Below are 26,302 nucleotides of genomic sequence, written 5' to 3'. Positions count from 1 at the left end.
ATTGTACCGAGTGTCAGGGAGTTGCTTCGCCGAACGTCTGAGCGAGATCGTTGTGCTGACCGAGGCCGAGCATCGTGCGCTGCAGCGGCTTGAAGACCGGGAACGGCATCTTCGCCGCGGCGCGACGCTCCAGCGCGAGAACGATCGGGTCGCCGAGATGTTCGTCCTGCGCAAAGGGCTGATGATGAGTTCGGTGCTGCTTGACGACGGCAGCCGCCAGATCCTGCGGATCCACTTCCCCGGCGATCTGCTCGCGGTGTCGAGCCTGATCTACAACGACGCGCCCGAGACGATCACGGCGCTGTCCGATTGTACCGTCGCACCGTTCGAACGTGCGGCGTTGAGCGCGCTGTTGGTCGATCATCCACGCCTCGCCGCACTGGTGCTGGTCTACAGCCAGATCGAACGGGTGGCGCTGACCGACCGCCTCGCCGCGCTGGGGAGGACGTCAGCCAAGGCGCGAGTCGCCGCGATCCTCATCGAACTGCGCAATCGTATGCGGATGCTCGACAAGAGTATCGGCGAAAGCTTTGTGCTGGGACTGACGCAGGAGGAGATCGGCGACGCCACCGGTCTCACCGCCGTCCACGTCAACCGCATGTTGCGCCAGCTTGAGGAAGAGGGGCTGATCGCGCGCGAGGCGGGGCGAGTGCGCTTCCTCAACGAGCGCGCGCTCGCGCGTTCCGCAAACTTCGTGGATCGCTACGCCGGGCTAGACCTGGGATGGTTGCCGCCGTCGCGGGGATGAACCGGTCGATCGCCGCGTCGTCCGCGTGGCCCAGGCGGCAGCGGTGCGCGGGCGGGCGGCGTCAGGCCAATCTAAAGCGACTTCGAATCAGGCTTTTTCCAGCATGCATTGCAGCGGGTGCTGGTTCTGACGGGCGAACTCGGTGACCTGCGCGACCTTGGTTTCCGCCACTTCGTAGCTGAAGATACCGCACACGCCGACGCCCTTCTGGTGGACGTGCAGCATCACCCGCGTCGCCGCCTCCATATCCATGCGGAAGAAGCGTTGCAGCACGAGCACGACGAATTCCATCGGCGTGTAATCATCGTTGAGCAGCAGCACGCGGTACGGCGTCGGCTGTTTGGTGCGCGAGCGGGTCCGCGTCGCAATGCCGAGGCCGGTGCCATCGTCATCGCCGTCGGTATGCTCGGCCATCGTCGGGTTCATATATGTGTCGATCATGGCGAGACGAAAATATGGCATCGCGGGCGGCAAGGGCAAGGGGCGTTCGGCACGGCTCTTGGTTTTTGCGTCACAATGCTCAACACCAGGACGCAAAAAGGGCCGCCCCATGCGGAGCGACCCCTCTGTTACCGGATCGGTGGACCGATCAGGCGGCGATCTTCGCCCGCTCGGCGGCAAGCGCGACGCGGTTCGACAGCGGCTGCGCGATCTCACCGACCAGCTTCAGCATCGCCTCGGTGTTCTTCGACGATTCGGCGACCATCGAGTCGAACGACTGACGGATGAAATCGCTCTGCATCTTGAACAGCTCGGTCGGCGACTTCACCGACGCCATGCTCTTCATGATGGCGGTCGTGTTCTCGAACTGCTTGCGCGTGTATTCGGCAGCGTCCTGGCCGAGCGTCTCGAGGCCCTTGGCCGCGATCTTGCCCGATTCGACCATCGCCTCGACGTTGCCCTTGCCGAAGGCGTTCATCTCTTCGAACATCTTGCTGCTCTTTTCCATCGCCGACTTGGCGCGCTCGTTGACGTCGCCGAACATGGCCTGGGTCTTCGTCGTGGCGTCCTGCATCGTGGCTTCCATGGTCTCTTCCTTCTGGACATGCGCCACGGAGAAGACCGGGGCGGTGGGTTGCGGGTTGGTAAAGGCGGGGGCCGCAGCGACCGGTTCGGGCGCTGGCGACGGGGTGATGACGGGTGCGGGTGCGACCGGCTCAGGAGCCGGCGCGGCAGCGACCGATTCCGGCGCGCTGGTGTGCGGCATCGGCTCGTGCGCAACGTCCAGTACCGCGGCGGCGACGACGGCGGGGGTGATCGCGTCCGGCAGACTCGGTGCCGGCATCTCGCTGGCAGCCGCCACCGGCAGCTTTGCCTTGGGACCGCGCTTGGCCGGGGTGGCGGCGCCGGGAAGGCCCGGCAACACATCCTTGGCGACCGGCTTGCCGCGCATCACGGGCTTTGGTCCATCGCTGGCCATATCACCATCTCCTACGGAATTGCTGCGTCGCAATATAGCGCAGGCGATGACATGCTGCAACAGATTTGTTGCAGTGCAACATAGACCATATCGGAGTGATCACCGCCGGCAATGCAGCCGTTTGGAGGCGACGCTAGCGTTCCCGAACGTAGCGGCCGGGCGCCTCCTCGATCGCTGCGAGCGCGCCCGCGCCCGCGCCCGGCACCCGCGCACCCGCCGCCGGCACCGTTTCCGGGTCGATCGCGCGAAGCCATGCCACCCAGTCGGGCCACCAGCTGCCCTTGGTCTCGTGCGCGGCGGCGATAAAATCCTCCAGCGTGTCCTTCGGTTCCGTGTTCGTCCAATATTGGTATTTGTTCGCGGCTGGCGGGTTCACCACTCCGGCGATATGCCCCGATCCGGCCAGTACGAAGCGCACCGGCCCGGCGAGGTGACGGGTCAGTTTCCACACGCTGCCTGCCGGCGCGATATGATCTTCGCGCCCCGCCTGCACATAGGCGGGGGTCTTGACCTGGCTGATGTGGATCGGGGTGCCGTCCACGCTCAATTCGCCGTCGGTGGCGAGCCGGTTGTCGCGGTACAGATCGGTCAGGTAGCTGATGTGCCACTTGGCGGGCAGGTTGGTGGTGTCGCTGTTCCAGTGGAGCAGATCGAACGGCGCATAATCGTTGCCGAGCAGATAATTGTTGGTGACGTAGTTCCAGATCAGGTCGCGCCCGCGCAGCAGGTTGAACGTTGCCGCCATGTACCGCCCGTCGAGATAACCGTCCGGGGTCAGTTCCTTGAACATCGCCAGCTGCGTATCGTCGACGAAGTGGAGCAGTTCGCCCGCATCCGCGAAATCGACCTGTGCGGTGAAGAACGTCGCGCTCGCCACCATGTCGGCTTCCCCGCGCGCGGTCAGCACCGCCAGCGTCGCGGCAAGCGTGGTGCCCGCCACGCAATAGCCGATCGCGTGGATGTGTTTCGCCTCCAGCGCGGTCTTGGCAACGGTGATCGCGTCGATCTGCGCGGCGACGTAATCGTCCCACACCACGTCCTTCATGGTCGCGTCGGCGGAGCGCCACGACACCATGAACACGGTGATGCCCTGTTCCACCGCCCAGCGCACGAAGCTCTTCTCCGGCGTCAGGTCGAGAATGTAGAAGCGGTTGATCCACGGCGGGAAGATTACCACCGGCGCGGCCAGCACGTCGGGCGTGGTCGGCGCATATTGGATCAGTTCGTACAAGGGCGTGCGATGCACCACCTTGCCCGGCGTCATCGCCAGATTGCGGCCGACCTCGAACGCGCCCGGCGCGACCTGCGTCATCTGCCCCTTGGACATGTCGGCCAGCATGTTCTGCAAGCCTTTGACGAGGTTTTCGCCACGCGTCTCGATAGTCTTTTCCAGCACCTGCGGATTGGTGGCGGGGAAGTTGCTCGGGCTCATCGCGTCGATGAAGGCGCGGGTCGCGAAGCGGAGCTGTTCCTTCTGCTTGTCCTCAAGTCCCTCCACCGAATCGACCGCGCGCAGCATATGGTCGGAAATCAGGAAGTAGCTTTGCCGGATCCAGTCGAACACCGGGTTCTCGCGCCATGCCGAATCGCGGAAGCGGCGATCAGCGGCCTGTTCGGGCTTCTCGGCGGTACGCTGTGCGGCGGGGACGAGCATCTGCTGCCACATCGCGACGCTGTCGCGCCAGAAATCGGTGACGCGCCCGACGGTCGCCGGGTCGGTCACGCCGGGGATCGGCGGCACCGCCGTCTCGACCGGTTTCATCGCGGCGAGGCCGTTCTCCAGCAACAGTTGCTGCATCCGCCCGAACACCAAAGTCCAGCGCTGCATCTCCTCCAGGCTCGGCATCGCGGGCATCGCGGCTGCGCCAGTGGTCGGCTTGGTATCAGTATCGCTCACGCGCGCACTCCTGCTCGTGCACGGGTTTTGCTTTACGTCCGCGCCGCTTCGGTTTCTATATGCCCGCGTTCGCACCTTGGCGAACCTTATTGGGGCTGATCCCGTGTCCGACGAATTCTACCGCATGAAGCGCCTGCCACCGTACGTCATCGCCGAAGTGAACGCGATGCGGGCGGCTGCGCGCGCGGGCGGCGAGGACATCATCGATCTCGGCATGGGCAACCCCGATCTGCCGCCGCCGCCGCACGTGATCGAGAAGCTGTGCGAAGTCGCGATGAAGCCCGATGCGCACGGCTATTCGCAGTCCAAGGGCATCCCCGGCCTGCGCCGCGCCCAGGCGAACTATTACGGCCGCCGCTTCGGCGTCGAGGTCGATCCCGAGACGGAGGTGGTCGTCACGATGGGATCGAAGGAGGGGCTCGCCAGCCTCGCCACCGCGATCACCGCGCCGGGCGATGTCGTGCTCGCGCCCAACCCGTCCTACCCGATCCACACGTTCGGCTTTATCCTCGCCGGCGCGACGATCCGCGCAGTGCCGACCACGCCGGACGAGGCGTATTTCGAATCGCTCGACCGCGCGATCGCCTTCACCGTGCCGCGCCCGTCGGTGCTGGTGGTGAACTATCCGTCCAACCCTACTGCCGAAACGGTGGACATCACCTTCTACGAACGGCTGGTGGCGTGGGCGAAGGAGAACAAGGTCTGGATCATCTCCGACCTCGCCTATTCGGAGCTGTATTACGACGGCAAGCCGACCGTCTCGATCCTCCAGGTGCCCGGCGCCAAGGACGTCGCGATCGAGTTCACCTCGCTGTCGAAGACCTATTCGATGGCAGGCTGGCGGATCGGCTTCGCGGTCGGCAACGCCAAGCTCATCGCGGCGATGAGCCGGGTGAAGTCCTACCTTGATTACGGCGCGTTCACGCCGATCCAGGCGGCGGCGTGCGCCGCCCTCAACGGCCCGCAGGATATCGTCGAGGCCAACCGCGTGCTGTACCACAAGCGCCGCGACGTGCTGGTCGAGAGCTTCGCCCGCGCCGGTTGGGATATCCCGGCACCACCCGCCAGCATGTTCGCCTGGGCACCGCTGCCGCCTGCGCTGAAACATCTCGGCAGCCTGGAGTTCTCCAAGCAGCTGCTCACCCACGCCAAGGTCGCGGTCGCGCCCGGCGTCGGCTACGGCGAGAACGGCGAGGGGTTCGTGCGGATCGCCATGGTCGAGAACGAGCAGCGGCTGCGGCAGGCAGCGCGCAATGTGAAGCGCTACCTGCAAAGCATGGGCGTCAACACGCCCGCGCGCACCGGCTGACGCGTGCGGGGGCGGCGATCCGCCGCAACCGCAACGCCGCGTTAAGGCGGCGGCGCTATTGAAGGCGGATGAGCATCCGGGAACAGTTGCGCGCGATGGCGCTGCCTGTCGTTTCGACGATGCTGCTGTATGCTGCGCTCACGGCGGCGGGCGGGCTGCTGACGCGGCTCAATCACGGGATCGCGCTGATCTGGCTGGCGAACGGCCCGTTGCTCGCAATGCTGTGCAAGACGCCGCCAAGGCAATGGCCCGCCTATGTGGTCGCCGCGTGGACGGGCATGTTCGGCGTCGTGTTGGCGGTCTCTGGGTGGCACCCCATCGCGATGCCCTATGCGATGGTCGATGTCGGTGAAGCGGTGATAGCGGCTGCCCTGCTGCGGCGTTGGCGCGTGAACGATACGCTGTTCCGCTCCATTGAAACAATGCCGGTGTTCGTCGCCGCCTGTTTCGTCTCGGTCGCGCTATGTGCGCTGCCGGGCGCGGCAGTGGCAGTGGTCGCGTATCAAGGCAGCCTGTTCCGGCCGGTGTTTGTCGACTGGATCATCGGTCACGGTCTCGGCCTGCTGCTCGGTACGCCGCTTGCGCTGGTGGCGCGGCGCGACGAGGGCGTGTGGGCGGAACTCGCGCGTCCGCGCCATGCCGTGATCGCGGTCGGTGTCGTGTTGCTGGTCGCCGTCACCACGCTTGCGACGTTTTGGCAGGATGCGCTGCCGCTGCTGTTCCTGCCGGTGCTGCCCGTCGTGATCGCCACCTTCGCCCTGCACCGCGCGGGCGCCGCCGTCAGCATCGTGATCGTCGCCGCGATCGGCGGCGTATTGACGGTGCAGGGCCACGGCCCGGTGATGCTGATGCACGGTGACGCCGCCGCGCGGCTGCAATTCTTCCAGTTCTACCTGGCCGCACTGTTCGTCACCGCGCTGCCGATCGCGGCATTGCTCAAGCAGCGCGAGGCGCTGTCGCAAGCATTGGCCGAGAACGAGGCGCGCTATCGCCTGCTTGCCGATAACGCGACCGACATCATGGTCACGCTCAATCCCGATGGCACCATCCGCTTCATTTCCCCGTCAGTGCGCGAGATCGCGCTGTACGAGCCTGAGGTACTGGTCGGCACCAGCCTGATCGACATCATTTCGCCCGAGGATCGCGACCGGGTCCGCGCCTATTACCACGCCGGTCTCGCCGCGCCGGAGCGAACCGTGGTGCTCGAGTTCCGGGCGGTGAAGGCGGATGGCGTAGCGAGCTGGTTCGAGGCCAACAGCCGCATCGTCATCGATGCCGATGGCCGACCCGCCGCAGTGGTGTGTATCCTGCGCGACCTGGACGGCCGCAAACGCCGCGAGGCGGAACTGGAACACGCCGCCTCGACCGATCCGCTCACCGGCGTGCTCAACCGTACCGCTTTCCGCCTCTGCGTCGAGAAGCGGCTGCGTGCCGATGCGCCGCCCGGCACGCTTGCGTTGATCGATGTCGATCACTTCAAGCGCGTCAATGACGTTTACGGTCATGCCGCCGGCGATGCCGCGTTGCTGGTGCTGGCCGATCTGCTGCGCGCCAACCTGCGGACGGACGATGCGGTCGGCCGGATTGGCGGTGAGGAATTCGCGATCCTGTTCGCCGGGCGTGACTGCGGCGCCGCAGTGGCGATCTGCGACCGGCTCCGCGACACGCTCGCCCGCACCGATATCCCGGCGGGCAAGGGTAGTCTGTCGATCACGATGAGCGCGGGCGTGATGCCGCTGCGCCGCGACCTCACCATCGACGCGCTGTTCAGCCGCGCCGATGAGGCGCTGTACCGTGCCAAGGCGCTGGGCCGGAACCGCACCGAGCGCGCCGTCGGATAGCGGTTCGCGGCTGCCCCGTGCACCGCTCCACCGGCGCTGGCTTGGAGATCAGGCCCGCGCCACGATCTCGTGCAGCGCCGCCGCCAGCCCGCGTGTCTCATCCTCGGTGCCGATGGTGATGCGCAGCCCGTTCGCCAGCCCCTGATTGGGCAGCCACCGCACGATATAGCCGCGCTCCATCAACTGGTGATACGCGACCTCCGCGCTCACCGCGCCGTCGAACAGCACCAGCAGGAAGTTGGCCTCGCTGGGCACGGCGCTGAGCCCGGCCGCGCCCAACTTGGCGATCTCCCCGGCGAGCCACGCGCGCCATTTGCGGTTGTGCTCGCGCGTCCGGTCCATCCAGGCGTCGTCCTGCACCGCCGCGATCGCTGCGGCTTGCCCGGCGATCGTGCAGCAGAACGGCGCGCGGATGCGGTGCATCGCCGCCACCGCCTCGGCCGAGCCATAGCCCCAGCCGATCCGTTCGGCGGCAAGCCCGTGGATCTTGGAGAAGGTGCGCGTCACGATCACGTTGGGGGCGTGGCGGGCAAGCTCCAGCGCACCGTCGTCGTCCTCCGCCTCCAGGAATTCGGCATAGGCCTGGTCGATCACCAGCATCACCCGGTTGGGCAGGTTTGCGTGCAGCCGCGCGATTTCGGCGCGCGGCGTGAACGTGCCGGTCGGATTGTTGGGATTGGCGAGGAAGACGATGCGAGTCTTGTTCGTCATGCAGGCGAGGATCGCGTCGACGTCGGTGGCATAATCCTTATCGCGTGCGATCACCGGCAGCGCGCCGACACGCCGGGTCGCGATCTCGTACACCGCAAAGCCGTAGCGGACGTGGATGACCTCGTCGCCCTGACCCGCATAGGCACCGGCGATCAGATGGAGAATTTCGTCCGATCCGGTGCCGTAGATGATCCGTTCGGGATCGAGATCGTACTTCGCGCCGATCGCGTCGCGCAGATCGGCGGCACTGGCATCGGGATAGCGGGCGAGATCGCCGGCATGCGCCTCGAACGCCGCGATCGCCTTCGGGCTGGTGCCGAGTGCGTTCTCGTTGGAGGAAAGTTTGACGACCTTTGCGTCGCCATCGATCGACGACCGCCCCGGTACGTAGGGGGCGATCGCCATGATCCAGTCTTTGGGTTTCGGTGCCAGCATGACACGTCGCTTAGCCGTCGCCGTGGGGCTGCGCTAGTGTCGTTCGATCGCTCGATCACCTTCGTTTCGCCGCACCTGAACGGCGCGGCGAAACCGCCTCAGCGCTGCGGGCGCTTGTTGGTGCGCAGCGTGGGGCGGGGTGCGTGGCGCACCGGTGCCGGGCCATTGTTCGATCGGCGCGGGCCGCCGCGCGGCGCCTCCTGTGGCGCGCCGGCAAGCTGCTCGAACTGCACGTTGCCCTCGGCCTCTTCACCCGCGGTACGCTTGACCGAGGCGATGAACTTGGCGGCAAGGCCGCGCGGGATCTGGAACGCGGTTTCGTTCGGGGCGATGCGGATCGCCCCCACCTCGTTCTTGGTGATGTGCCCGCGACGGCAGATCAGCGGCAGGATCCAGCGCGGATCGGCGTTCTGGCGACGGCCGATATCCATGCGGAACCACACCACGTCGTCGAAACCTTCGCGGTGATGTTCCTTGCCGGGCGTGCGCTCGGCCGGGCCTTCCGCCAGCATCTCCTCGGGCGCGGGCATGCGCGCACGGTAGCTGCGCACCAGCGCGGCGGCGATGTCCTCGGGTGACTTCTGTTCGAGCAGCTTGGCGGCGAGTTCGCGGTCATGCTCGTCGACCTCGACCGGCTCGAGCAACTGCGTCATCAGCCGCTCGCGGTCGGCCTTGCGGATATCGTCGACGCTCGGCACCGGCAGCCATTCCACCGCGATGCGCGCGCCGCGCAGCATCATCTCGACGCGGCGCTTGCGCTGGTACGGCACGATCAGGACGGCGGTGCCCTTCTTGCCGGCGCGACCGGTGCGGCCGGAGCGGTGCTGGAGCGTCTCGGCATCACGCGGCAGTTCGACATGCACGACGAGCGTGACGGTCGGCAGATCAATGCCGCGCGCCGCCACGTCGGTGGCGACGCAGACGCGCGCGCGCTGGTCGCGCAGCGCCTGCAACGCCGCGTTACGCTCGTTCTGGCTATGCTCGCCCGACAGCGCCACCGCGGAGAAACCGCGCTCGATCAGCCCGGCGTGGAGGTGGCGCACGTTATCGCGCGTCGCGCAGAACAAAATCGCCGTCTCGGCCTCATGCAGACGCAGCAGGTTAACGACCGCGTTCTCGATATCGGCCGGCGCAACCGTGACCGCCTGATAGCTGATGTCGCCGTGCCCGCGATCCTCGCCGACCGTGGTGATGCGCAAGGCATCCTTCTGGTAGCGCTTGGCAAGCGCGACGATCGACTTCGGCATCGTCGCCGAGAACATCAACGTGCGGCGGCCGTCCGGCGTCGCATCGAGGATCTGTTCGAGATCCTCGCGGAAACCCATGTCGAGCATCTCGTCGGCCTCGTCGAGGATCGCCGCCTGCAACTGCGAAAGATCGAGCGCGCCGCGTTCGATATGGTCGCGCAACCGCCCCGGCGTACCGACGACGATATGCGCGCCGTGGCTGAGCGAGCGGCGCTCGCGCGAGGCGTCCATGCCGCCGACGCAGGTCGAGATGCGCGCGCCGGCCTTACCATACAGCCATTCGAGTTCGCGGCTGACCTGCAGTGCCAGCTCGCGAGTCGGTGCGATGGCGAGCGCGAGCGGCGCGCGCGCCGGCGGCAGCGTGCCATCCTCGCCAAGCAATTGCGGCGCGATGGCGAGGCCGAACGCGACGGTCTTGCCGGAGCCGGTCTGCGCGGACACGATCAGGTCGCGCCCCTCGGCCTCGGGCGCGATGACGGCGGCCTGGACGGGGGTCGGCGCGGCATAACCACGCGCGGTGAGCGCTTCGCCAAGAAGCGCGGGAAGATGAGTAAAGGGCATGATTTTCCGAATGCTGGACGCGCCTGTCGCGCGATTGAGCGCGCTCCCATAGCAGACAAACCGCCGGAAAGCACGCCCTTACCGAAATGCACCTCGGGCGCTATCCGCGGAGACGCCTGCGACTGCGCCTTCGCCCAGCCTGCTCGACTGCGTTACGCGCCGGCGATCGCGATGCCCGCCGCCCAGCCACTCGCCCACGCCCATTGGAAATTGTACCCGCCAAGCCACCCGGTCACGTCCACCGCCTCGCCGATCGCATACAGGCCCGGCACCTTGCGCGCCGCCATCGTCTTGGAGGACAGGTCTGCGGTGGAAATGCCCCCCGCCGTCACTTCGGCCTTGGCGAAACCTTCCGTCCCGTTCGGCGCGAACCGCCAGTCCGCCAGCCGCCGCTCGGCCTCGGCCACGCGCTTGTCGGTAAAGGTGCCGAGCTCGCCGTCGAGATCGAGCCGGTCGGCCAGCGTGACTGCCAGCCGCGCGGGCAGATGCCGGTCGAGCACATGCTCCAACGTCGCGCGCGGCCGCGCGTGCTTGGCGGCGACCAGCCAGCCGTCCGCCAGCGCGGGCAGGAAATTGATGCCGACACTCTCACCATGCCGCCAATAGGACGAAATCTGGAGGATCGCCGGCCCGGACAGCCCCTTGTGCGTGAACAGCGCCGCCTCGCGAAAGCCGGTCTTGCCGGTTTTCGCGGTCACTTCGGTCGCCACGCCCGACAGCGAGCGGAACAACGTCTCCTCGCCGCCCAGCGTCAGCGGCACCAGTGCCGGGCGCGGCTCGACCACCTTGAGCCCGAACCGCCGCGCCAGATCGTACGCGAAGCCGGTCGCCCCCATCTGTGGGATCGACGGGCCGCCGGTCGCGATCACCAGCGCGGGCGCGGTCGCGGTACGGGTGCCGACGGTGATGCGGTAGCCGCCGTCCGCGTGCCCAATTTCGCCGATCGCCTCGCCAAGCCACAGCGTAGCCTGCGCCTTGTCGCACTCGGCCTGCAACATCGCGACGATCTGTTTGGCGGAGCCATCGCAGAACAACTGCCCGAGCGTCTTCTCGTGCCAGGCGATGCCATAAGCCTCCACCAGCGCAAGGAAGTCGGCCGGTGTGTAGCGCCCCAGCGCCGATTTCGCATAATGCGGATTGGCCGACAGGAATCGGTCCGAAACGGTATCGCGGTTGGTGAAATTGCACCGCCCGCCACCCGAGATCAGGATCTTCTTGCCGACCTGATCGGCATGGTCGATCAGCAGTACGCGGGCCCCACGCTGGCCCGCGGTTGCCGCGCACAACAGCCCCGCCGCGCCCGCGCCGAGGATGATCGCATCAAAAGGTGTCGTCGTCATCGCAGCGCCCCTAGCCGCAAAAGCCGCCCGCAGGAATGGCGCGTCAGGTCATCGGCAGCGTGACGGGAGGTGGAGACGAAGTGTCCGACGGCTGGTCCCCGATGCTGATGATCGTCGTGAACAGGAATGCGCCGATCAGCCCCACCCGCAGCAGCCGCAATGCCAGATATTCCCGGTTGCCGCGCACGCCGCCGATCTGCGCCGCCGCGACCACGATGCTCCCGGCGATCAGCGTGAGCGTGGCGGCGTAGAATAGCCGCGTATCTTCGCCGGCCACGGAGAAGCAGGCGCAGCCATACGCCATGCCTGCGATCGCCAGCACCAGCGGTACGGCGAACCCTGCCCGCCAATGCGGCAGGCGCGCCAGCAGGTCGGCGATCGGGGCCAGCGGTGCCGCCATCAGCGTCGCGCCCAGCGCCAGCATGAGCGCGAGGGCGCCGCGGTGCACCGGATGCAGCAACGTCGCCGCCGCACCACCGAACAGCGCGCACAGCAGGATCGGCAGCCAGCTCGTGCGCAGGCGTGCGATCCGCTCGGCACGCAATGCCTGCCCGGCGGCAATCGCCATCCACCCCCACGCCAGCGCGCTCGCAACGGTCAGCACCAGCAGCGCGAGCGGCGACGCCGGTAGCAGCATCGCGCCAAGCAACACCGTCGCCAGTGCGCCGATCCAGCCTTGGGTCAGCCAAACGGGATGGTCCCGCCGCAGGAAGCGCGCCCGCGCGACGCGCGCCGCGAACGGCGCGACGGGGCTGAGCAGGATGACGGCAAAGGTACCCCAGCGCGCGACCGGTCCGTCGCCGGGCCAAGGCAAGCCAAGAGCATCGGACAGGAAGATCGAAAGCAGCGCGATCAGCGGGATTGCGGCCGCCATGCTGCGCGTCCAGTGCGGCCGATCGAGCAAAGCGCGCCAGCGCGCGACCGATGCGGCCTGAAACGAGTAGGACAGTCCCGGCGCGACCGGACCGTCGATCCCGAGCAACGTCGCGACGCCGGCCTCTACCCCCGGCCGCAGCGCCGCGATGCGCCACCGCCAATAGGGGCCGGGCGGGCGTGTCAGGCTGCGCCATGCCCGGCGCAGGGGATGACCGGCGCGCTGGAACGTCTCGATCAGGCGCCATGCGTCGAGACGCGCCAGCACAGCGGCGACCGCTGGGGAGACCGCGCCCGGCCGCGCGGCGACCCAGCCGAACGCCCGCGCCGCCTCGAACATGATCGCATCGCTGCGCGGTATCGTCGCGGCGAGCATCCCCGCGATCACCTGTTCGACATCGGCGTAGAGCGCGATTTCGCCGAGCACCGGCTGCGCGAGGATCGCCGCCAGCGTCTCGCGCAGGCTCGCCTCGTCCGCGTTCCACGGGCCGTGCAGCGCCTGAGCCAGCGTGCCGAGCAGATCGTTCAGCCGCGCGATCTCGGCGTCGCGCTCGGCGCGCAGGTCGGCAAGCTCGGGCGCGGCATCGTCGACGGCCTCGCTTCGAAACCGCGGTGCGGCGGGCGTGGCGAGGGGCACACTCTCGGCATCCTCGATCAGCTCGGCAAGCGCGGCCTCGCTGAGCACGATCTGCACCGCCGCTTCGGGCGCATCCCCGTCGGCGTCGTCCCATGCGGCGGCGTTGTCGGCATAGGCGAGCGCCAACTCATATGCGGCACGCAGTTGCTTAAAACCCTCGGCATCGTCCTCCGGGTTGGTGACGCGCAGCGCCTTGGCATAGGCGCGCCGGATCACCGCGCGATCGGTGGTCGCCGCGATGCCGAGCGTCGCCCACACGTTCACAGGAAGCGCTCACCCTCGATTCCATCGAGCGCGGCATGGAACGCGTCGCGCGCCTGCTCCGCCGCGCGCGGGTCCTGCGCATCCAGCGTGTGCTGGAACACCGCGATGAGATGGTCGATGCGTGCGCGATCCTCACCCAGGAAGTTCTCGAAACACTTCTCGCCGCGCGCCAGCGCCGCCCGGTTCAGTTCCTCGTCGCGGGGATGTGTCTTCAGGCCGGCGAGCAGCGCGCGCCGTTCGGCGATCTTCGCATCGTCGCCGACATGATCGTCGTTGATGACGAGGCTGGTGCGCTCGCCGGTCTGCTCGACCACGATATCGACCTCGAGCAAGCCGCTGACATCGTAGGAGAAGCGCACGTCCATCCGCTGCCCGGCTGGGCCGCGCGGCACCTTCACGCGGGTCTTGCCGATCTCGACATTGTCGCGCACCAGCCGCGCCTCGCCCTGGTAGATGCCGAACACCACTTCAGTCTGGTTGTCGTTGAGCGTCTGGAAGCTGTGCACACGGCTTGCCGGGATGACGGTGTTGCGCTCCAGCACCGGCGCGAAGATGCCCTCCTCATAGCCGCCGCCCGGCTGTGCGCGGCTGACGTTCACGCCCAGCGAATAGGGACATACGTCGGTGACGACGACTTCCTTCAGCGCCGCGTCGCGCGCCTTCAGCCCGGCCTGCACCGCCGCGCCGAGCGCGACCGCCTCGTCCGGGTTGATCGTCGCGTTGGGAAAGCGCCCGAACATCCGCGCGACGGCGCGGCGCACCAGCGGCATCCGCGTACCGCCGCCGATCAGGATGATCTCGGACAGCGCATCGGGCCTGAGGCTGCTGTCGCGAAGCGCGCGCAGCACCGGGTCGCGCAACCGCTCGATCAGCCCGCTCGCCTGCGCCTCGAACGTCGCGGCCTCGACTTCCATCTCGTAAGCACGGTCCTGCCACACCAGGCGCAGCGTCGCGGCGGAGGCGCTCGACAGGTCGCGCCGCGTCCGCTCGGCCGCCTCGCGCAGCCGCTGGTAGAGGCGGTCGTCGCGTGCCGCCGCACCCCATTCGGCGGCGAAGCGATCGCGCATCAGGCCGATCAGCACCTCGTTGAAATCCTCGCCGCCAAGCTGGTTATCGCCGGTCGAGGCGCGCACCTCGATGATGCCCTCAAAAATCTCGACGATCGACACGTCGAATGTGCCACCGCCAAGATCAAACACGAAGAACCGTGCCTCCGCCTCCAGATTGTGGATGCCATAGGCGAGCGCGGCGGCGGTCGGTTCGTTGATGAGCCGCTCCACCCGCAAGCCCGCCAGTTCGCCCGCGCGGTGCGTCGCCTTGCGCTGCTGGTCGTTGAAATAGGCCGGCACGGTGATGACCGCCTCGGTCACGGGCGCGCCCAGGTACGCCTCGGCATCTTCCTTCAGGCTGCGGAGCACCAGCGCTGAAAGCTCCTCCGCACTGTAGTCGCGCCCGCCAAGTTTGGTCGTCCGCCTAGTTCCCATATACCGTTTGAACGCGGTGGCGGTGGCGTCCGGATGGCTCGCCTGCCGGTCGCGCGCGGCGACGCCGACCAGCACCGCGCCGCCCGCATCGATGCTGACGGCGGAGGGGGTGAGCGTCTGGCCGAGCCGGTTGGGGACCAGCGTCGCCGCCCCATCCTTCCACACCGCGCAGGCGCTGTTGGTGGTGCCGAGGTCGATGCCGATAATCATGCGCGTGGGGTCCGTACCTTGCGTTGCGCGTCCCGCTTACCTGCGCGGGCGGTGTGGGTGAAGCCGTCGTGGTTCACACCGACCCGCCGCCGTGATAGCACCGCGACCGTTATGACCGAGCAGATCGCCCTACCGAAAGCCCTTGTCGCGGATCTCGGCGCGCGCGCGCGCGCCGCCGCCGCCGCGCTCGCCGCCGTGCCGAGCGCGGCAAAGCAGGATGCGTTGCGGCACATCGCCGCTTTGTTGCGCGCCGCCGCGCCTGAGATCGAGGCCGCCAATACGCTCGACATGACGCGCGCGACCGCAGCGGGCCTGTCGAACGCGCTGCTCGACCGGCTGCGGCTCGACGCAAAGCGCATCGCCGGCATGGCGGACGGCGTCGCGGCGGTGGCGGACCTCACCGATCCGGTCGGCGGGGTGATCGACACGGCCGAGCGGCCCAACGGTCTCGTCCTGTCGCGGGTGCGCGTGCCGATCGGGGTGATCGGTATCATCTACGAAAGCCGTCCCAACGTCACCGCCGATGCTGCCGCCCTGTGCATCGCCTCGGGTAATGCCGTTATCCTGCGCGGCGGATCGGAAGCGATCGAGAGCAACCGCGCGATTCATGCGATCTTCGCGCAAGGGCTGGCGGAGAGTGGTCTGCCCGCCGATGCGGCGCAACTCGTCCCCGTCACCGATCGCGCCGTGGTCGGCGCGATGCTCACTGCGGAAGGGCTGATCGACATGATCGTGCCGCGCGGCGGCAAGAGCCTCGTCGCGCGCGTGCAGGCCGAGGCGCGGGTGCCGGTGCTCGCACATCTCGACGGCATCAACCACATCTTCGTCCACGCCGCCGCCGATCAGGCGATGGCGGAGCGGATCGTCGTCAACGCCAAGATGCGCCGCACCGGCGTGTGCGGCGCGATGGAGACGCTTCTGATCGACCGCGCTTATCCGCACATCGCATCACTGGTGGAGGCGCTCCGCGCGACCGGCTGCGAGGTGCGCGGTGGCCCCGGCCTGCGCGCGATCGTGCCCGGTCTGGTGCCGACCACCGATGCCGACTGGGACACCGAATATCTCGAAGCGATCGCCTCGGCCGGGCTGGTCGACGGCATCGACGGCGCGCTGCTCCACATCGCCCACCACAGCTCGCACCACACCGATGCGATCGTGACCGAGGATGCCGCCGTTGCCGAGCACTTCCTCGGTGCGGTCGACAGTGCGATCGTGCTATGGAACGCCTCCACCCAGTTCGCCGATGGCGGCGAGTTCGGTCTGGGCGCGGAAATCGGCATCGCCACCGGCCGGCTGCACGCACGTGGGCCGGTCGCTCTGGAGGGGCTGACCACCTATAAATGGATCGGGCGCGGCACCGGGCAGGTACGGCCGTAACTGCCAAGAAACCACCGCGAAGCCATTGCCGCACCGCGCCTGCGTGAACATATCCTGTCCGGGCCGGGGCTGACTTCGATCGGGACGACAAACATCATGCGCTACAACCCACTCGGCCGCACCGGCCTGTACGTGTCCGAACTGTGCCTCGGCACGATGACCTTCGGCGGCGAGGGCTTCTTCGCCTATATGGGCCAGGTCGGGCAGGACGAGGCGGACGGGCTGCTCAAGGCGGCGGTCGATGCCGGCGTCAACTTCATCGATACCGCCAACGTCTATTCGCAAGGCCTGTCCGAACAGATCACCGGTCAGGCAATCAAGAACGTCGGGCTGAACCGCGCCGATGTCGTGGTCGCCACCAAGGTGCTCGGGCCGATGGGCGACGGCCTCAACAGCCGTGGCGCGTCGCGCGTCCACATCATCGACCAGTGCAAGGCGAGCCTCAAGCGGCTCGGCACTGATTACATCGATCTCTACCAGATCCACGGCTTCGACAACGCGACGCCGATCGAGGAGACGCTGCGCGCGCTCGACATCCTCGTCCAGCACGGCCATGTCCGCTATGTCGGCGTGTCGAACTGGGCGGCGTGGCAGATTGCCAAGGCGGTCGGCATCACCGAACGGCTCAACCTTGCGCGGCCGCAGTCGGTACAGTCCTATTACACGATCGCCGGCCGCGACATCGAGCGCGAGATCGTGCCGATGCTGCAATCGGAAGGGCTGGGGCTGATGGTGTGGAGCCCGCTCGCCGGTGGCTATCTGTCGGGCAAGTACCGTGACGAGGGCGCAGAAGGCCGCCGCGACACCCGCCAGTTCCCGCCGGTCGACGAAGTGCGCGGCAACGCGGTGCTCGACGCGATGGCGGCGATCGCTGAGACGCACGGCGTGTCGGTGGCGCGGATCGCGCTCGCCTGGCTGCTCCATCAGCCGGTGGTGACCAGCGTCATCGTCGGTGCCAAGCGCCGCGAGCAGCTCGACGACAATCTCGCCGCCGCGCAGATCGTGCTGTCGGCGGACGAGCTCGCCACGCTCGATAGGGTCAGCAAATTGCCCGGCGAATATCCCGGCTGGATGCTGGAGTTGCAGGGCGGCTACCGCGACAATGTGCTGAAACAGCCGGCGCGGGGCAGCTAAGCGCGCATGGCGGCGACCCGGATCGGCGTTCTCGGCGGGTCGTTCAACCCGGCGCACAGCGGCCACCGCGCGATCAGCCTCGCCGCGCTCGATGCGCTCGGGCTGGACGAAGTGTGGTGGCTGGTGTCGCCGGGTAACCCGTTGAAGGCGGCGCGGGGAGACATGGCGCCGCTTGCCGCGCGGCTTGCCTCGGCGCGGGTTATGGCGCGGCACACGCCGATCCGGGTGAGCGATCTGGAGGTGCGGCTGGGTACGCGCTACACCGTCGACACCATCGCGAAACTTACCCGGCGCTACCCGAAAAAGCACTTCATCTGGCTGATGGGTGCGGACAATCTCGCCCAGTTCGACCAGTGGCGCGGGTGGCGGCGGATCGCGCGTGAGGTTCCGATTGCGGTTATCGCCAGACCGGGTTATGAGCATGACGCTCGCGCGGCCCCCGCGATGGGTTGGCTGCGGCGCTCGATCCGGCCCGCACGCCAGGCAAAACGCTGGACGAAGTGGAGATTGCCGGCACTCGTGCTGTTGCGCTTCCGTCTCGACCCGACCTCGGCGACCCGGCTGCGTGCAGCCGATCCCGCCTGGCAGCTTCGTTTCGCCGAATCACCCGGGAATCCCCCGACCCTCAACGTATCATAGGAACCAACTTGGCCTCAGCTTCCCCATCGTATCGCGCGTCCGAACCCGAGGAGGTCGCGGCGCTGCACGCGCTCGTCATGACGTCGCTCGACGACGATCAGGCGGTCGAGACGATCTCGATCCCGCTCGCCGGCAAATCGACCATCGCCGACTACATGGTGATCGCGAGCGGCCGCTCGACCCGGCAGGTGGCGTCGATGGCGCAGAAGCTGGTCGAGAAGATCAAGGCCGAACTCGGCCGCATCGCGCGGATCGAGGGGCTGCCCACCGCCGACTGGGTGCTGATCGACGCGGGCGACGTAATCGTCCACCTGTTCCGCCCGGAAGTGCGCAGCTTCTACAATCTGGAGCGGATGTGGGCGTTCGGCGATGCGCCGACCCCGCCTGCCGTGCCGGATGTGACGCCCGAGGCGCCGGAGGCCTGAAGGCTTCGGCGCATTCCTTTCGTTAGCGTCGCTTCCCCGGCCTGCGCCGGGGAAGAATAGAGGCCGAAATGCTGCTCCACATCGTCGCACGCGGTCGGATCGGGCGCGGGCCGGAGGCGGAGCTGGTCGAGCGCTATGCCAAGCGGCTCGCCTGGCCGTTCCGCATGACCGAACTCCCCGACACCGGCGGCAAGATGCCGGCGGTCGATCCGGGCACCCGCATCGTCATGCTCGATGAAACCGGTGAGATGCTCGGCTCGCGCGATTTCGCCGGCCGGCTGGAAAAGTGGCGCGACGGCGGCGTGCGCGAAACGCGCTTCCTGATCGGCGCGGCGGACGGTTTCGACGATGCGCAGCGCAGCGGCGCCGACCTGCTGCTGTCGTTCGGCCGTGCGACGTGGCCGCATCTGCTTGCCCGCGCGATGCTCGCCGAACAATTGTGGCGCGCGACGAGCATTCTTGCCAATCACCCCTATCACCGCGAAGGATAGCGCGATGCGCTGGCGGTGGATCATGGGGGCGGGCGGTGCGGGCGTGCTGATCGCCGCGATCGCCACGGCGCAGACCGTGCCCGCCGATCAGGTTCGCCGGCTTGAGGATGCCAAGGCGCAGTCCGCCGCCGCCGCCGCACGCTCGGCCGCGCTGGAGGCACGCGCCGCCCACGAGAAGGACGAGGCCGCGCAGGCCAGCGCGCAGGAGGCGGCGGTGGCCGCGCGCGTCCAGCAGGCGCAGGCCGACATCGCAGCCGGGCAGGCGCGCGCCGCGATCACCGCGCGGCTGCTGGCGGACCAGCGCGCACGCCTGGCGGTGCAGCAGGGGCCGATCGCGCGGCTGATCGCGGCGTTGCAAGCGCTCGCCGCGCGTCCGGCGATGATCAGCCTCGTCCAGCCCGGCTCGGTCGACGATCTCGTCCATGTCCGCGCGGTGCTGGCGAGTGCCATGCCGGTGGTGCGCGCCCGCACCGCCGCCTTGCGCACTGATCTCGACCGCACCCGCGCGTTGCAGGCCAGCGCCGCACTCGCCGCCACCGCACTCGCCGAAAGCCGTACCCGACTCGAGACGCAGCGCCTTGCGCTCACCCGGCTGGAGGCGGAGCATCGCCTGAAGTCGCAGGCGCTCGGCCGTGATGCGCTGTTCGAATCGGACCGCGCCATCGCGCTCGGCGAACAGGCGCGTGATATCGTCGATCTGATGAGCAAGCTCGGCGACGCGGCGACCACCCGTGCGAGCCTTGCCGCGCTGCCCGGCCCGCTGCCGCGCCCGTCACGGCCCGGCGAAGTCGCCTCCGCGCTCGACGCGCCCGTCTGGTCCGCCGCATCGCCGCCCTACAAGTTGCCGGTCGCGGGAAAGGTGGTGATCGGCCTTGGTGAACTGTCGGACGCCGGCGTGCGCTCGCGCGGGCTGACGTTCGCGGTTGCATCCGGCGCCAGCGTCGTCGCACCGGCGGCCGGTCGCGTCGCCTACGCCGGGCCGTTCCGCAGCTACGGCACGATCGTGATCCTCGACCACGGCGGCGGCTGGACCACCCTCGTCACCGGCCTCGGCGCGGCGTCGGTCGCGGTCGGCGCGCAAGTTCCGCAAGGTGCTGCGATCGGCGTGGCGGCGAAGCGCGACGATCCGCGAGTCACGATCGAACTGCGCCGTCGCGACCGCCCGGTCGATATGGTGCCGCTGATCGGGTGAGCATTGGCGTCGCGAACGCAACGCTCGCTCACCCGGCGTTCAGCCGCGAGCGCGCTATGATCGCGCTGGAAATCCCGCTACGGTGGGCGGTAGCCCCTTTGCGACCGATGGAATTGCCTGCCTGATGTCCCGTCTGTTTCCGCGTGCCCTGCTTCAAGCCACCGCGATCGCGGCCGTCCTCGCGATCGTGCCGATCGGCACCGGTGCGATGGCGGCGGTCGATACCGGCACCTACAAAGAAATCGCGATCTTCATGGACGTGTTCAACCGCGTGAAGGCCGAGTATGTCGACAAGGTCGACGACAAGACGCTGGTGAAGGGCGCGATCGACGGGATGCTCGCCGCACTCGATCCGCACAGCAGCTACGAAACGGGATTGGATTACGACAACCTCCGCATCCAGACCAGCGGCAGCTACGGTGGGCTCGGCCTCACCGTCACGATGGAGGACGGCGCGGTCAAGGTGATCGCCCCGCAAGAGGATACGCCGGGTTGGCGCGCGGGCATCAAGTCGGGCGATTACATCACGCATATCGACGGCAAGCTGATCTTCGGCATGACGCTGGACGAGGCGATCCAGCAGATGCGGGGCAAGCCCGGCAGCAAGATCACGCTGACGCTGCAACGCCCCGGCGTGTCCGATCCGCTCGTCAAGACGATGGTGCGCGAGCAGATCGTGCAGAAGCCGGTCAAATGGTCGGTGAAGGGCAATGTCGGCATCATCAACATCAACACCTTCTCCGAACATACCGGCGATGCCGTGAATGCGGCGATCCGGGGTATCGACAAGCAGCTCGGGCATCTCCCGACCGGCTATGTCGTCGATCTGCGCGACAATGGCGGTGGCCTTCGCGACGAAGCGATCGCGGTCGCCGACAATTTCCTGTCATCGGGCGTGATCGTCTCGCAGCGCGGGCGCGACCGCTCGGACGTCGAGACCTTCTATGCGGAAAGCTATTTCAAGGGCGATCCCTCGCACGGTCTGCCGGTGATCGTGCTGACCAACGCCGGCACGGCATCCGCGTCCGAGATCGTCGCGGGCGCTTTGCAGGATCATCACCGCGCGCTCATTATGGGCGAGCGGTCGTTCGGCAAGGGTTCGGTGCAGACCGTGATCGACCTCGGCGACAACGCCGCGCTGCGGCTCACCACCTCGCGCTATTACACGCCGTCGGACCGATCGGTGCAGGAGGGCGGGATCGAGCCGGACGTGCTCGTGCCGCAGATTTCCGACGCCGATTACAAGAAGCGCCCGGTGTTCCGCGAGGACGATCTGCGCCGCCATCTCATCAACGAGATCAAGAACGACGATTCGGTAATCGAGTCGGACAGCAAACCCGATCCGCGCTTCTCCGCCACCCCCGAGCAGCTCAAGGCGAAGGGGATCGACGATTTCCAGCTCGATTATGCGATAAAGACGCTCGCGCGGCTCGGCCCGGCAGCGCAAGTCGCCGCGAAGCGTTGAGGGGCACATGACCAACCAGACTCACCTCGCGCGCTGGATCGCGCTGCTCGTCCCGCTCGCGCTGTTCGGCGGCGCGCTCGGCTTCCAGTATATCGGCGGGCTGTATCCGTGTGAGATGTGCTGGTGGCAGCGCTATCCGCATATCGTCGCGATCCTGCTCGCGCTGGTCGCGTTCATCTTCCCGGACCGGCGGTTCCGCAAGGCGCTGATCGCGTTCGCGGGCGTATCGATCATCGTCAGCGGACTGATCGGCGTCTATCACGCGGGTGTCGAATATCACTGGTGGGAGGGTATCACCGCGTGCAGCTCCACCATGAGCGGGCATGGCGGGTCGGCCAGCGACATGCTTGCCCGCATCATGAAGGCGCCGGTGGTGCGCTGCGACGTGCCGCAATGGACGCTGTTCGGCATTTCGCTCGCCGGGTTCAACGCGCTGATCTCGATTCCCGCCGGGTTGATCGTGCTGGCGCTGCTGCCGAAGGGACGCAGATGAGCTGGAAACCGGGTGACGCGCGGCGCGACACGCGCTCGATGGTGCGGGTCGATCAGGCCGGCGAATATGGCGCGACCCGTATCTACGCCGGGCAACTCGCAATCATGGGCGATCGCACCCCTGCCGCGCGCGCGATTGCCGGGATGGCGGGGCAGGAGGAGCGCCACCGCGCGTTCTTCGACGCGATGATGGCGGAGCGTCGCGTCCGCCCCACGCTGCTGCAACCGTTCTGGAACGTGGCGGGTTTCCTGCTGGGCGCCGGCACCGCGGCGCTCGGCCCCGAGGCGGCGATGGCGTGCACCGCTGCGGTCGAGACCGAGATCGACAAACATTACGAGGACCAGCTCGTCGCGCTCGGCGACAGCGATCCGGAACTGTCGGCGGCGATCCTCGATTTCCAGGCCGAGGAGGTCGAGCATCGCGAGACCGCGATGGCGTCGGGGGCGGAGTCGGCACCCGGCTACCTGCTGCTCAGCGGCGCGATCCGGCTCGGCTGCCGCGTCGTGATCGAGGCGGCGAAACGCATTTGAACCGGCTTGGCCGGGACAGGAGTAAGGCAATGAGGAAGCAGGTTTCGCAGGTCTTCATGGCGCTCGGCGCGGCGGCTGCGCTGCTGCCGACCCCGGTGCTGGCGCAGGGCAAGCAGGTGCCGACGCTGGTGATCTACGGCGAGCAGAAATGCCCGACCGATACCGACGGCAACGAGGTCGTCGTCTGCGTGCGCCGGCCGGCGAGCGAGCAGTTCCGCATTCCCAAGGAACTGCGCGACTTCAAAGTGACGCCGGAGAACGAAAGCTGGGCGGCCAAGGTCGTCGCCAACGATCATGTCGCCGATACCGGGATCGGCAGTTGCAGCAACGTCGGCGCGGGCGGCGCGACCGGTTGCTTCCTGCAACAGTCGGAGATCAACCGCGCCACCAACAAGGAACGCGCCAAGGATCAGCGCGTGCTGCAATCGACGATCGATCAGTAAAGTCACGGCCGGGGGCGCTATGACGGGAACGACAGCGGCCGCGTGTCGGCCGGCACCGCTTGCCGGGGACGCTTGTGGGACGGGGCTTGTGGTCGCGACGGCTCTGCGGCTGCGGTCAACGCGGTCGCTCGATCGCAGACTGTTCGGGTGATGCAGGGTAAGACGATGGTGCGCGGGCCACACGGCGTCGCGCTGGCGCTGTTCGCGCTGGTATGGTTTTCCTGCGTGTGGTTCGGATCGTGGGAACTGAACCCCAACAATGCGACGCGCCTGTTCGCCACCTTCGCCATCGCCGAACGCGGCGAGGCGAAGATCGATCGCTACCAGTCGCTGACGATCGACAAGGCGCAGTTCGGCGACCATTATTACATGGACAAGGCGCCGGGCATGACGCTGATGGCGTTGCCGGCGGTCTGGGGGCTGGAAAAGCTCACCGGCGTGCGATCGAGCGATCAGGTGATCGACGCGACCAACCCGCGGCTGGCCAGCTTCATGCGGCTGCGGCTTCGCGTGGCGGTTGCGATCGGGGCGGCGATCCTCACCGCCTTTGCCAGCGTGTTGTTGCTCGATATGGCGACCGGCGTGACCGGCAGCCCGGCGGCGGGGCTGTACGCGGCGCTGGCCTATGCGCTCGGCTCGATCGTATGGGGCTGGTCGACGACGATGCTCGGCCACGCGCCCGTCGCCGCACTGCTGCTGATCGCGACCTGGGCGATCTGGCGCGGCACCGCGACCCCGCGCGACCTCATGCGCTGGCGCTATCCGGTGATGGCGGGGCTGGCGCTCGGCTGGGCGGTGGTGATCGAGTTTCCGGCGGCGCTTGGCGGCGTGGCGCTCGGCGGGTGGGCGATCTGGCGGACGCGCGAGGTCGCGTGGCGGGCGCGGCGTAGCATCCTCGGGGTTGCCCTGTGTGGCGGCGTAGCGGCGCTCTTGCCGCTGTTAGCCTATAACCTGTTCGCGTTCGGCATGCTGTTTCGGCTGGGATATCAGGGCGTCGTCGGCTTCAACGGCATGCAGCAGGGGCTGTTCGGCCTGACCTATCCAAAGCCCGCCGCGTTGTTCGGCATCGTGTTCGGGGTGCGACGCGGCTTGTTGTGGGTGTCGCCGGTCATATTGTTGGGTGCGTTCGGATTGATAAGGATGGTCCGCGCCCGCGAAACTCGCGACATCGGCATCGCGGCGGCAGTGGTGATCGCCATCGTGCTGACCGTCAACGCCTCCTACATCTATTGGGACGGCGGTGCCTCGATCGGCCCGCGCCACTCGGTGCCGGCGATCCCGTTCCTGGCGCTCGGGCTGGCGGTACTGTGGCAGCAGTGGGAGCGGCCGGGGCAGCGCATCGTGCTGGTGGCGCTGCTGACGGTCTCGGTCGCGATCAACCTGATGATCGCCTCCACCGACGTGTTCGGATCGGAGGTCTACGCCAATCCGCTTTGGCAACGCACCATCAAGGCGATGTTTTTGCCAGGAAACCTCAGCACGATCCCGAACGATTTCTTCGGCTGGTCGGCGTGGCGCGGATTGTTCCTGTACGGCGATGTCGCGGTGCCGCTGCTGGTGCTGATGCTGGTGTGGACGCGCACGGCGGAGCGGCGGGTGCGAGCGGCCTAGCGCTTCTTCAGGCCATGCATGCGGTGCCAGACGAAGAACGCCACCGCGACCAGCAGCATGACCGCGATCGCCACGTCCGCGCTGTGGAAGGCCGCCTTTACGCGCGGATCGCTATCCCATTTCTCGCCCAGCGTCATGCCGAGCCACGCCAGCGCGAAGCACCACGGCCACGAGCCGAGGAACGTATACAGGTGGAACGGCACCAGCGGCATCCGCGCCACGCCGGCGGGAAAGGCGATGAACGAGCGGATCAGCGGCAGCAGCCGCGCGATCAGTACGGCCGGGCCACCGAAGCGGGCGAAGAACCGGTCGGCGGTGTCGAGCTCGCCTGGCCCAACCAGCACGTAGCGGCCCCAGCGTTCCGCGAGCGGGCGACCGCCGCGCTTGCCGACCTCATAGGCGACGATCGAGCCGAGGTTGCAGCCGATCGCGCCGGCGGTTGCCACCAGCAGCAGGTGAAGCTCGCCCTTCCACACGAGATACCCCGCAAATGGCATGATAATCTCCGACGGCAGCGGGATGCATGCCGATTCGATCGCCATCAGCAAAGCGATGCCGAGATAGCCGCCGCTGGAGATGATGTGGATGATGATGCCGGCGAGGACACCCAGTATCTTTTCGATCATCCGTGCGCTCTGCCCTGAATTGGCCGCAAATCACCAGAGCAAAAGCAGGCAAATACGATGCTACACATGGAAATCCGGCGGCTGTCGCCCTATTTCCATGAGGCATGGACTTCGGAAAGGCCGCGATGACCGCCGATGACGACAAACGCGCCGCCGCTCATGTCGCGGCCGACGACGTGGCGGACGGGATGCTCGTCGGCCTTGGTACCGGATCGACCGCCGCGTTCCTGATCGCGCGGCTGGGCGAGCGCGTGCGATCCGGGTTGAAGATCCGCGCGGTCGCAACCTCGCAGCGGAGCGCCGACCTGGCGCGCGAGGTCGGCATCAAGGTGCTCGACTTCGCCGATGTCGCGGCGGTCGATCTCGTCATTGACGGCGCGGACGAGATCGACGATCGGCTTTATGCGATAAAAGGCGCGGGCGGGGCGATGCTGCGCGAGAAGATCGTCGCGGCGTCCGCGGCGCAGATGATCGTGATTGCCGACGGGTCTAAGCGCGTCGACCGGATCGGCGCGGCCAAGCTGCCGGTCGAGGTGTTGCCGTTCGCCTACCGTTTCGTGCGCCGTATGTTGGGTGATCTCGGCGCGGAGGTGGTGCTGCGTGGCGGCGCGGAGGAGCCGTATCGCACCGATCAAGGCAATCTCGTCCTCGATTGCCATTTCGGCTCGATCGCGGACCCGCAGGCCCTTGACGCCGCTCTGTCGGCAATACCCGGGGTGCTTGGCCACGGCCTCTTCCTTCGGGAAGTTGGTAGCGCTATCATCGCAGAGCACGGGCAGGTGACACGCGTCGACCGTCCCGTATAAAGAAGATCGTGACGCAGCTGCATCGTCTCCTGATATTTTAGGACGAGTGCCACGCAACTACATCAGCGCGGTGGCGTTAGCCGTCGACGAGAA

General features: G+C 67.6%; 24 protein-coding genes. 15 read left to right on the top strand and 9 right to left on the bottom strand.

The features are described 5' to 3' along the window. Nucleotides 1-10 precede the first annotated feature (10 nt). Nucleotides 11-748 carry a Crp/Fnr family transcriptional regulator gene (locus L8F97_RS07210; RefSeq protein WP_242147967.1) on the top strand — a complete coding sequence of 246 codons (738 nt, stop codon included), beginning with the start codon at nucleotides 11-13 and terminating at the stop codon, nucleotides 746-748. Nucleotides 749-835: 87 nt separating this feature from the next. Here L8F97_RS07210 and clpS read toward each other — a convergent pair whose 3' ends face one another. The 3 genes from clpS to L8F97_RS07195 all read right to left on the bottom strand — a co-directional run bounded on the left by clpS (nucleotide 836) and on the right by L8F97_RS07195 (nucleotide 4,023). After that, nucleotides 836-1,162: an ATP-dependent Clp protease adapter ClpS gene (clpS, locus tag L8F97_RS07205; protein ID WP_242148293.1), complete on the bottom strand. Its 327-nt coding sequence runs from the start codon at nucleotides 1,160-1,162 to the stop codon at nucleotides 836-838. A gap of 175 nt (nucleotides 1,163-1,337) precedes the next feature. Next, complete coding sequence (locus L8F97_RS07200; RefSeq protein ID WP_242147965.1) at nucleotides 1,338-2,168, bottom strand: phasin family protein; 831 nt, start codon at nucleotides 2,166-2,168, stop codon at nucleotides 1,338-1,340. 133 nt (nucleotides 2,169-2,301) lie between these two features. Next, nucleotides 2,302-4,023, bottom strand: a complete 1,722-nt coding sequence (locus tag L8F97_RS07195) for a PHA/PHB synthase family protein (protein WP_242148291.1) — start codon at nucleotides 4,021-4,023, stop codon at nucleotides 2,302-2,304. A 145-nt stretch (nucleotides 4,024-4,168) separates the two neighbouring features. Here L8F97_RS07195 and L8F97_RS07190 point away from each other — a divergent pair, with 145 nt between their 5' ends. Both L8F97_RS07190 and L8F97_RS07185 read left to right on the top strand, forming a co-directional pair. Further along, a complete protein-coding gene (locus tag L8F97_RS07190) occupies nucleotides 4,169-5,374 on the top strand; it encodes an LL-diaminopimelate aminotransferase (RefSeq protein ID WP_242147963.1) in 1,206 nt (401 codons plus the stop codon). A gap of 68 nt (nucleotides 5,375-5,442) precedes the next feature. After that, nucleotides 5,443-7,215 (top strand): diguanylate cyclase, encoded by a 1,773-nt coding sequence (locus tag L8F97_RS07185; protein ID WP_242147962.1) that lies wholly within the window; start codon nucleotides 5,443-5,445, stop codon nucleotides 7,213-7,215. 48 nt (nucleotides 7,216-7,263) lie between these two features. Here L8F97_RS07185 and hisC read toward each other — a convergent pair whose 3' ends face one another. The 5 genes from hisC to L8F97_RS07160 form a co-directional block, all read right to left on the bottom strand. Next, complete coding sequence (gene hisC, locus L8F97_RS07180; RefSeq protein WP_242147959.1) at nucleotides 7,264-8,361, bottom strand: histidinol-phosphate transaminase; 1,098 nt, start codon at nucleotides 8,359-8,361, stop codon at nucleotides 7,264-7,266. Nucleotides 8,362-8,459: 98 nt separating this feature from the next. After that, a complete protein-coding gene (locus tag L8F97_RS07175; protein ID WP_242147958.1) occupies nucleotides 8,460-10,169 on the bottom strand; it encodes a DEAD/DEAH box helicase in 1,710 nt (569 codons plus the stop codon). A 152-nt stretch (nucleotides 10,170-10,321) separates the two neighbouring features. Then, nucleotides 10,322-11,509 carry an NAD(P)/FAD-dependent oxidoreductase gene (locus tag L8F97_RS07170; RefSeq protein WP_242147956.1) on the bottom strand — a complete coding sequence of 396 codons (1,188 nt, stop codon included), beginning with the start codon at nucleotides 11,507-11,509 and terminating at the stop codon, nucleotides 10,322-10,324. Between the two features lie 43 nt (nucleotides 11,510-11,552). Then, nucleotides 11,553-13,283 (bottom strand): hypothetical protein, encoded by a 1,731-nt coding sequence (locus L8F97_RS07165; RefSeq protein WP_242147954.1) that lies wholly within the window; start codon nucleotides 13,281-13,283, stop codon nucleotides 11,553-11,555. Beyond that, nucleotides 13,280-14,977 (bottom strand): Hsp70 family protein, encoded by a 1,698-nt coding sequence (locus L8F97_RS07160; protein ID WP_242147952.1) that lies wholly within the window; start codon nucleotides 14,975-14,977, stop codon nucleotides 13,280-13,282. The genes L8F97_RS07165 and L8F97_RS07160 overlap by 4 nt, the downstream gene beginning before the upstream one ends. A gap of 111 nt (nucleotides 14,978-15,088) precedes the next feature. Here L8F97_RS07160 and L8F97_RS07155 point away from each other — a divergent pair, with 111 nt between their 5' ends. From L8F97_RS07155 to L8F97_RS07105, 11 genes are all read left to right on the top strand, one after another. After that, on the top strand, nucleotides 15,089-16,354 hold the full coding sequence (locus L8F97_RS07155; RefSeq protein WP_242147950.1) for a glutamate-5-semialdehyde dehydrogenase: 1,266 nt from the start codon (nucleotides 15,089-15,091) through the stop codon (nucleotides 16,352-16,354). 96 nt (nucleotides 16,355-16,450) lie between these two features. Continuing rightward, complete coding sequence (locus L8F97_RS07150) at nucleotides 16,451-17,488, top strand: aldo/keto reductase (protein WP_242147948.1); 1,038 nt, start codon at nucleotides 16,451-16,453, stop codon at nucleotides 17,486-17,488. Between the two features lie 6 nt (nucleotides 17,489-17,494). Beyond that, nucleotides 17,495-18,127: a nicotinate-nucleotide adenylyltransferase gene (locus L8F97_RS07145; RefSeq protein WP_242147946.1), complete on the top strand. Its 633-nt coding sequence runs from the start codon at nucleotides 17,495-17,497 to the stop codon at nucleotides 18,125-18,127. A 77-nt stretch (nucleotides 18,128-18,204) separates the two neighbouring features. Continuing rightward, on the top strand, nucleotides 18,205-18,552 hold the full coding sequence (gene rsfS, locus L8F97_RS07140) for a ribosome silencing factor (protein WP_242148288.1): 348 nt from the start codon (nucleotides 18,205-18,207) through the stop codon (nucleotides 18,550-18,552). 68 nt (nucleotides 18,553-18,620) lie between these two features. Next, nucleotides 18,621-19,043, top strand: a complete 423-nt coding sequence (locus L8F97_RS07135) for a 23S rRNA (pseudouridine(1915)-N(3))-methyltransferase RlmH (protein ID WP_242147944.1) — start codon at nucleotides 18,621-18,623, stop codon at nucleotides 19,041-19,043. Next, nucleotides 19,012-20,235, top strand: a complete 1,224-nt coding sequence (locus L8F97_RS07130; protein ID WP_242147942.1) for a murein hydrolase activator EnvC family protein — start codon at nucleotides 19,012-19,014, stop codon at nucleotides 20,233-20,235. Before L8F97_RS07135 ends, L8F97_RS07130 begins: the two co-directional genes overlap by 32 nt. Nucleotides 20,236-20,359: 124 nt before the next feature. Continuing rightward, entirely contained in the window at nucleotides 20,360-21,700 is a 1,341-nt protein-coding gene (locus L8F97_RS07125; RefSeq protein ID WP_242147940.1) for a S41 family peptidase, read from the top strand. Nucleotides 21,701-21,707: 7 nt separating this feature from the next. Then, the gene (locus tag L8F97_RS07120) at nucleotides 21,708-22,193 is read left to right on the top strand and encodes a disulfide bond formation protein B (protein ID WP_242147937.1); all 486 of its coding nucleotides are present in this window, start codon (nucleotides 21,708-21,710) and stop codon (nucleotides 22,191-22,193) included. Continuing rightward, nucleotides 22,190-22,723: a demethoxyubiquinone hydroxylase family protein gene (locus L8F97_RS07115; protein ID WP_242147936.1), complete on the top strand. Its 534-nt coding sequence runs from the start codon at nucleotides 22,190-22,192 to the stop codon at nucleotides 22,721-22,723. Before L8F97_RS07120 ends, L8F97_RS07115 begins: the two co-directional genes overlap by 4 nt. Before the next feature lie 29 nt (nucleotides 22,724-22,752). After that, nucleotides 22,753-23,166: a hypothetical protein gene (locus L8F97_RS07110; RefSeq protein ID WP_242147934.1), complete on the top strand. Its 414-nt coding sequence runs from the start codon at nucleotides 22,753-22,755 to the stop codon at nucleotides 23,164-23,166. Between the two features lie 150 nt (nucleotides 23,167-23,316). Beyond that, nucleotides 23,317-24,777, top strand: a complete 1,461-nt coding sequence (locus L8F97_RS07105; protein ID WP_242148287.1) for a hypothetical protein — start codon at nucleotides 23,317-23,319, stop codon at nucleotides 24,775-24,777. On the opposite strand, the gene L8F97_RS07100 is transcribed toward L8F97_RS07105, so the two are convergent. Then, entirely contained in the window at nucleotides 24,774-25,403 is a 630-nt protein-coding gene (locus L8F97_RS07100) for a DedA family protein (protein ID WP_242147932.1), read from the bottom strand. The genes L8F97_RS07105 and L8F97_RS07100 overlap by 4 nt on opposite strands. A 125-nt stretch (nucleotides 25,404-25,528) precedes the next feature. Here L8F97_RS07100 and rpiA point away from each other — a divergent pair, with 125 nt between their 5' ends. Then, complete coding sequence (gene rpiA / locus L8F97_RS07095; protein ID WP_242147930.1) at nucleotides 25,529-26,209, top strand: ribose-5-phosphate isomerase RpiA; 681 nt, start codon at nucleotides 25,529-25,531, stop codon at nucleotides 26,207-26,209. The last annotated feature ends 93 nt before the right edge of the window (nucleotides 26,210-26,302 follow it).

Origin of the sequence: Sphingomonas sp. BAUL-RG-20F-R05-02 (genome assembly GCF_022662305.1) — a bacterium.
Taxonomy (GTDB): domain Bacteria; phylum Pseudomonadota; class Alphaproteobacteria; order Sphingomonadales; family Sphingomonadaceae; genus Sphingomonas.
The sequence above is the reverse complement of the archived record's forward strand: the minus strand, read 5'-3'. Positions and strand labels throughout refer to the sequence as shown.

What these genes read in the sequence shown, in the direction of transcription:
- clpS (WP_242148293.1), bottom strand. Translation starts at nt 1,162, where the DNA reads ATGGCCGAGCATACCGACGGCGATGACGATGGCACCGGCCTCGGCATT.
- L8F97_RS07125 (WP_242147940.1), top strand. Translation starts at nt 20,360, where the DNA reads ATGTCCCGTCTGTTTCCGCGTGCCCTGCTTCAAGCCACCGCGATCGCG.
- hisC (WP_242147959.1), bottom strand. Translation starts at nt 8,361, where the DNA reads ATGCTGGCACCGAAACCCAAAGACTGGATCATGGCGATCGCCCCCTAC.
- L8F97_RS07100 (WP_242147932.1), bottom strand. Translation starts at nt 25,403, where the DNA reads ATGATCGAAAAGATACTGGGTGTCCTCGCCGGCATCATCATCCACATC.
- L8F97_RS07185 (WP_242147962.1), top strand. Translation starts at nt 5,443, where the DNA reads ATGAGCATCCGGGAACAGTTGCGCGCGATGGCGCTGCCTGTCGTTTCG.
- L8F97_RS07120 (WP_242147937.1), top strand. Translation starts at nt 21,708, where the DNA reads ATGACCAACCAGACTCACCTCGCGCGCTGGATCGCGCTGCTCGTCCCG.
- L8F97_RS07195 (WP_242148291.1), bottom strand. Translation starts at nt 4,023, where the DNA reads ATGCCCGCGATGCCGAGCCTGGAGGAGATGCAGCGCTGGACTTTGGTG.
- L8F97_RS07200 (WP_242147965.1), bottom strand. Translation starts at nt 2,168, where the DNA reads ATGGCCAGCGATGGACCAAAGCCCGTGATGCGCGGCAAGCCGGTCGCC.
- L8F97_RS07145 (WP_242147946.1), top strand. Translation starts at nt 17,495, where the DNA reads ATGGCGGCGACCCGGATCGGCGTTCTCGGCGGGTCGTTCAACCCGGCG.
- L8F97_RS07135 (WP_242147944.1), top strand. Translation starts at nt 18,621, where the DNA reads ATGCTGCTCCACATCGTCGCACGCGGTCGGATCGGGCGCGGGCCGGAG.
- L8F97_RS07170 (WP_242147956.1), bottom strand. Translation starts at nt 11,509, where the DNA reads ATGACGACGACACCTTTTGATGCGATCATCCTCGGCGCGGGCGCGGCG.
- L8F97_RS07175 (WP_242147958.1), bottom strand. Translation starts at nt 10,169, where the DNA reads ATGCCCTTTACTCATCTTCCCGCGCTTCTTGGCGAAGCGCTCACCGCG.
- L8F97_RS07160 (WP_242147952.1), bottom strand. Translation starts at nt 14,977, where the DNA reads ATGATTATCGGCATCGACCTCGGCACCACCAACAGCGCCTGCGCGGTG.
- L8F97_RS07105 (WP_242148287.1), top strand. Translation starts at nt 23,317, where the DNA reads ATGCAGGGTAAGACGATGGTGCGCGGGCCACACGGCGTCGCGCTGGCG.
- L8F97_RS07150 (WP_242147948.1), top strand. Translation starts at nt 16,451, where the DNA reads ATGCGCTACAACCCACTCGGCCGCACCGGCCTGTACGTGTCCGAACTG.
- L8F97_RS07115 (WP_242147936.1), top strand. Translation starts at nt 22,190, where the DNA reads ATGAGCTGGAAACCGGGTGACGCGCGGCGCGACACGCGCTCGATGGTG.
- L8F97_RS07110 (WP_242147934.1), top strand. Translation starts at nt 22,753, where the DNA reads ATGAGGAAGCAGGTTTCGCAGGTCTTCATGGCGCTCGGCGCGGCGGCT.
- rpiA (WP_242147930.1), top strand. Translation starts at nt 25,529, where the DNA reads ATGACCGCCGATGACGACAAACGCGCCGCCGCTCATGTCGCGGCCGAC.
- rsfS (WP_242148288.1), top strand. Translation starts at nt 18,205, where the DNA reads ATGACGTCGCTCGACGACGATCAGGCGGTCGAGACGATCTCGATCCCG.
- L8F97_RS07155 (WP_242147950.1), top strand. Translation starts at nt 15,089, where the DNA reads ATGACCGAGCAGATCGCCCTACCGAAAGCCCTTGTCGCGGATCTCGGC.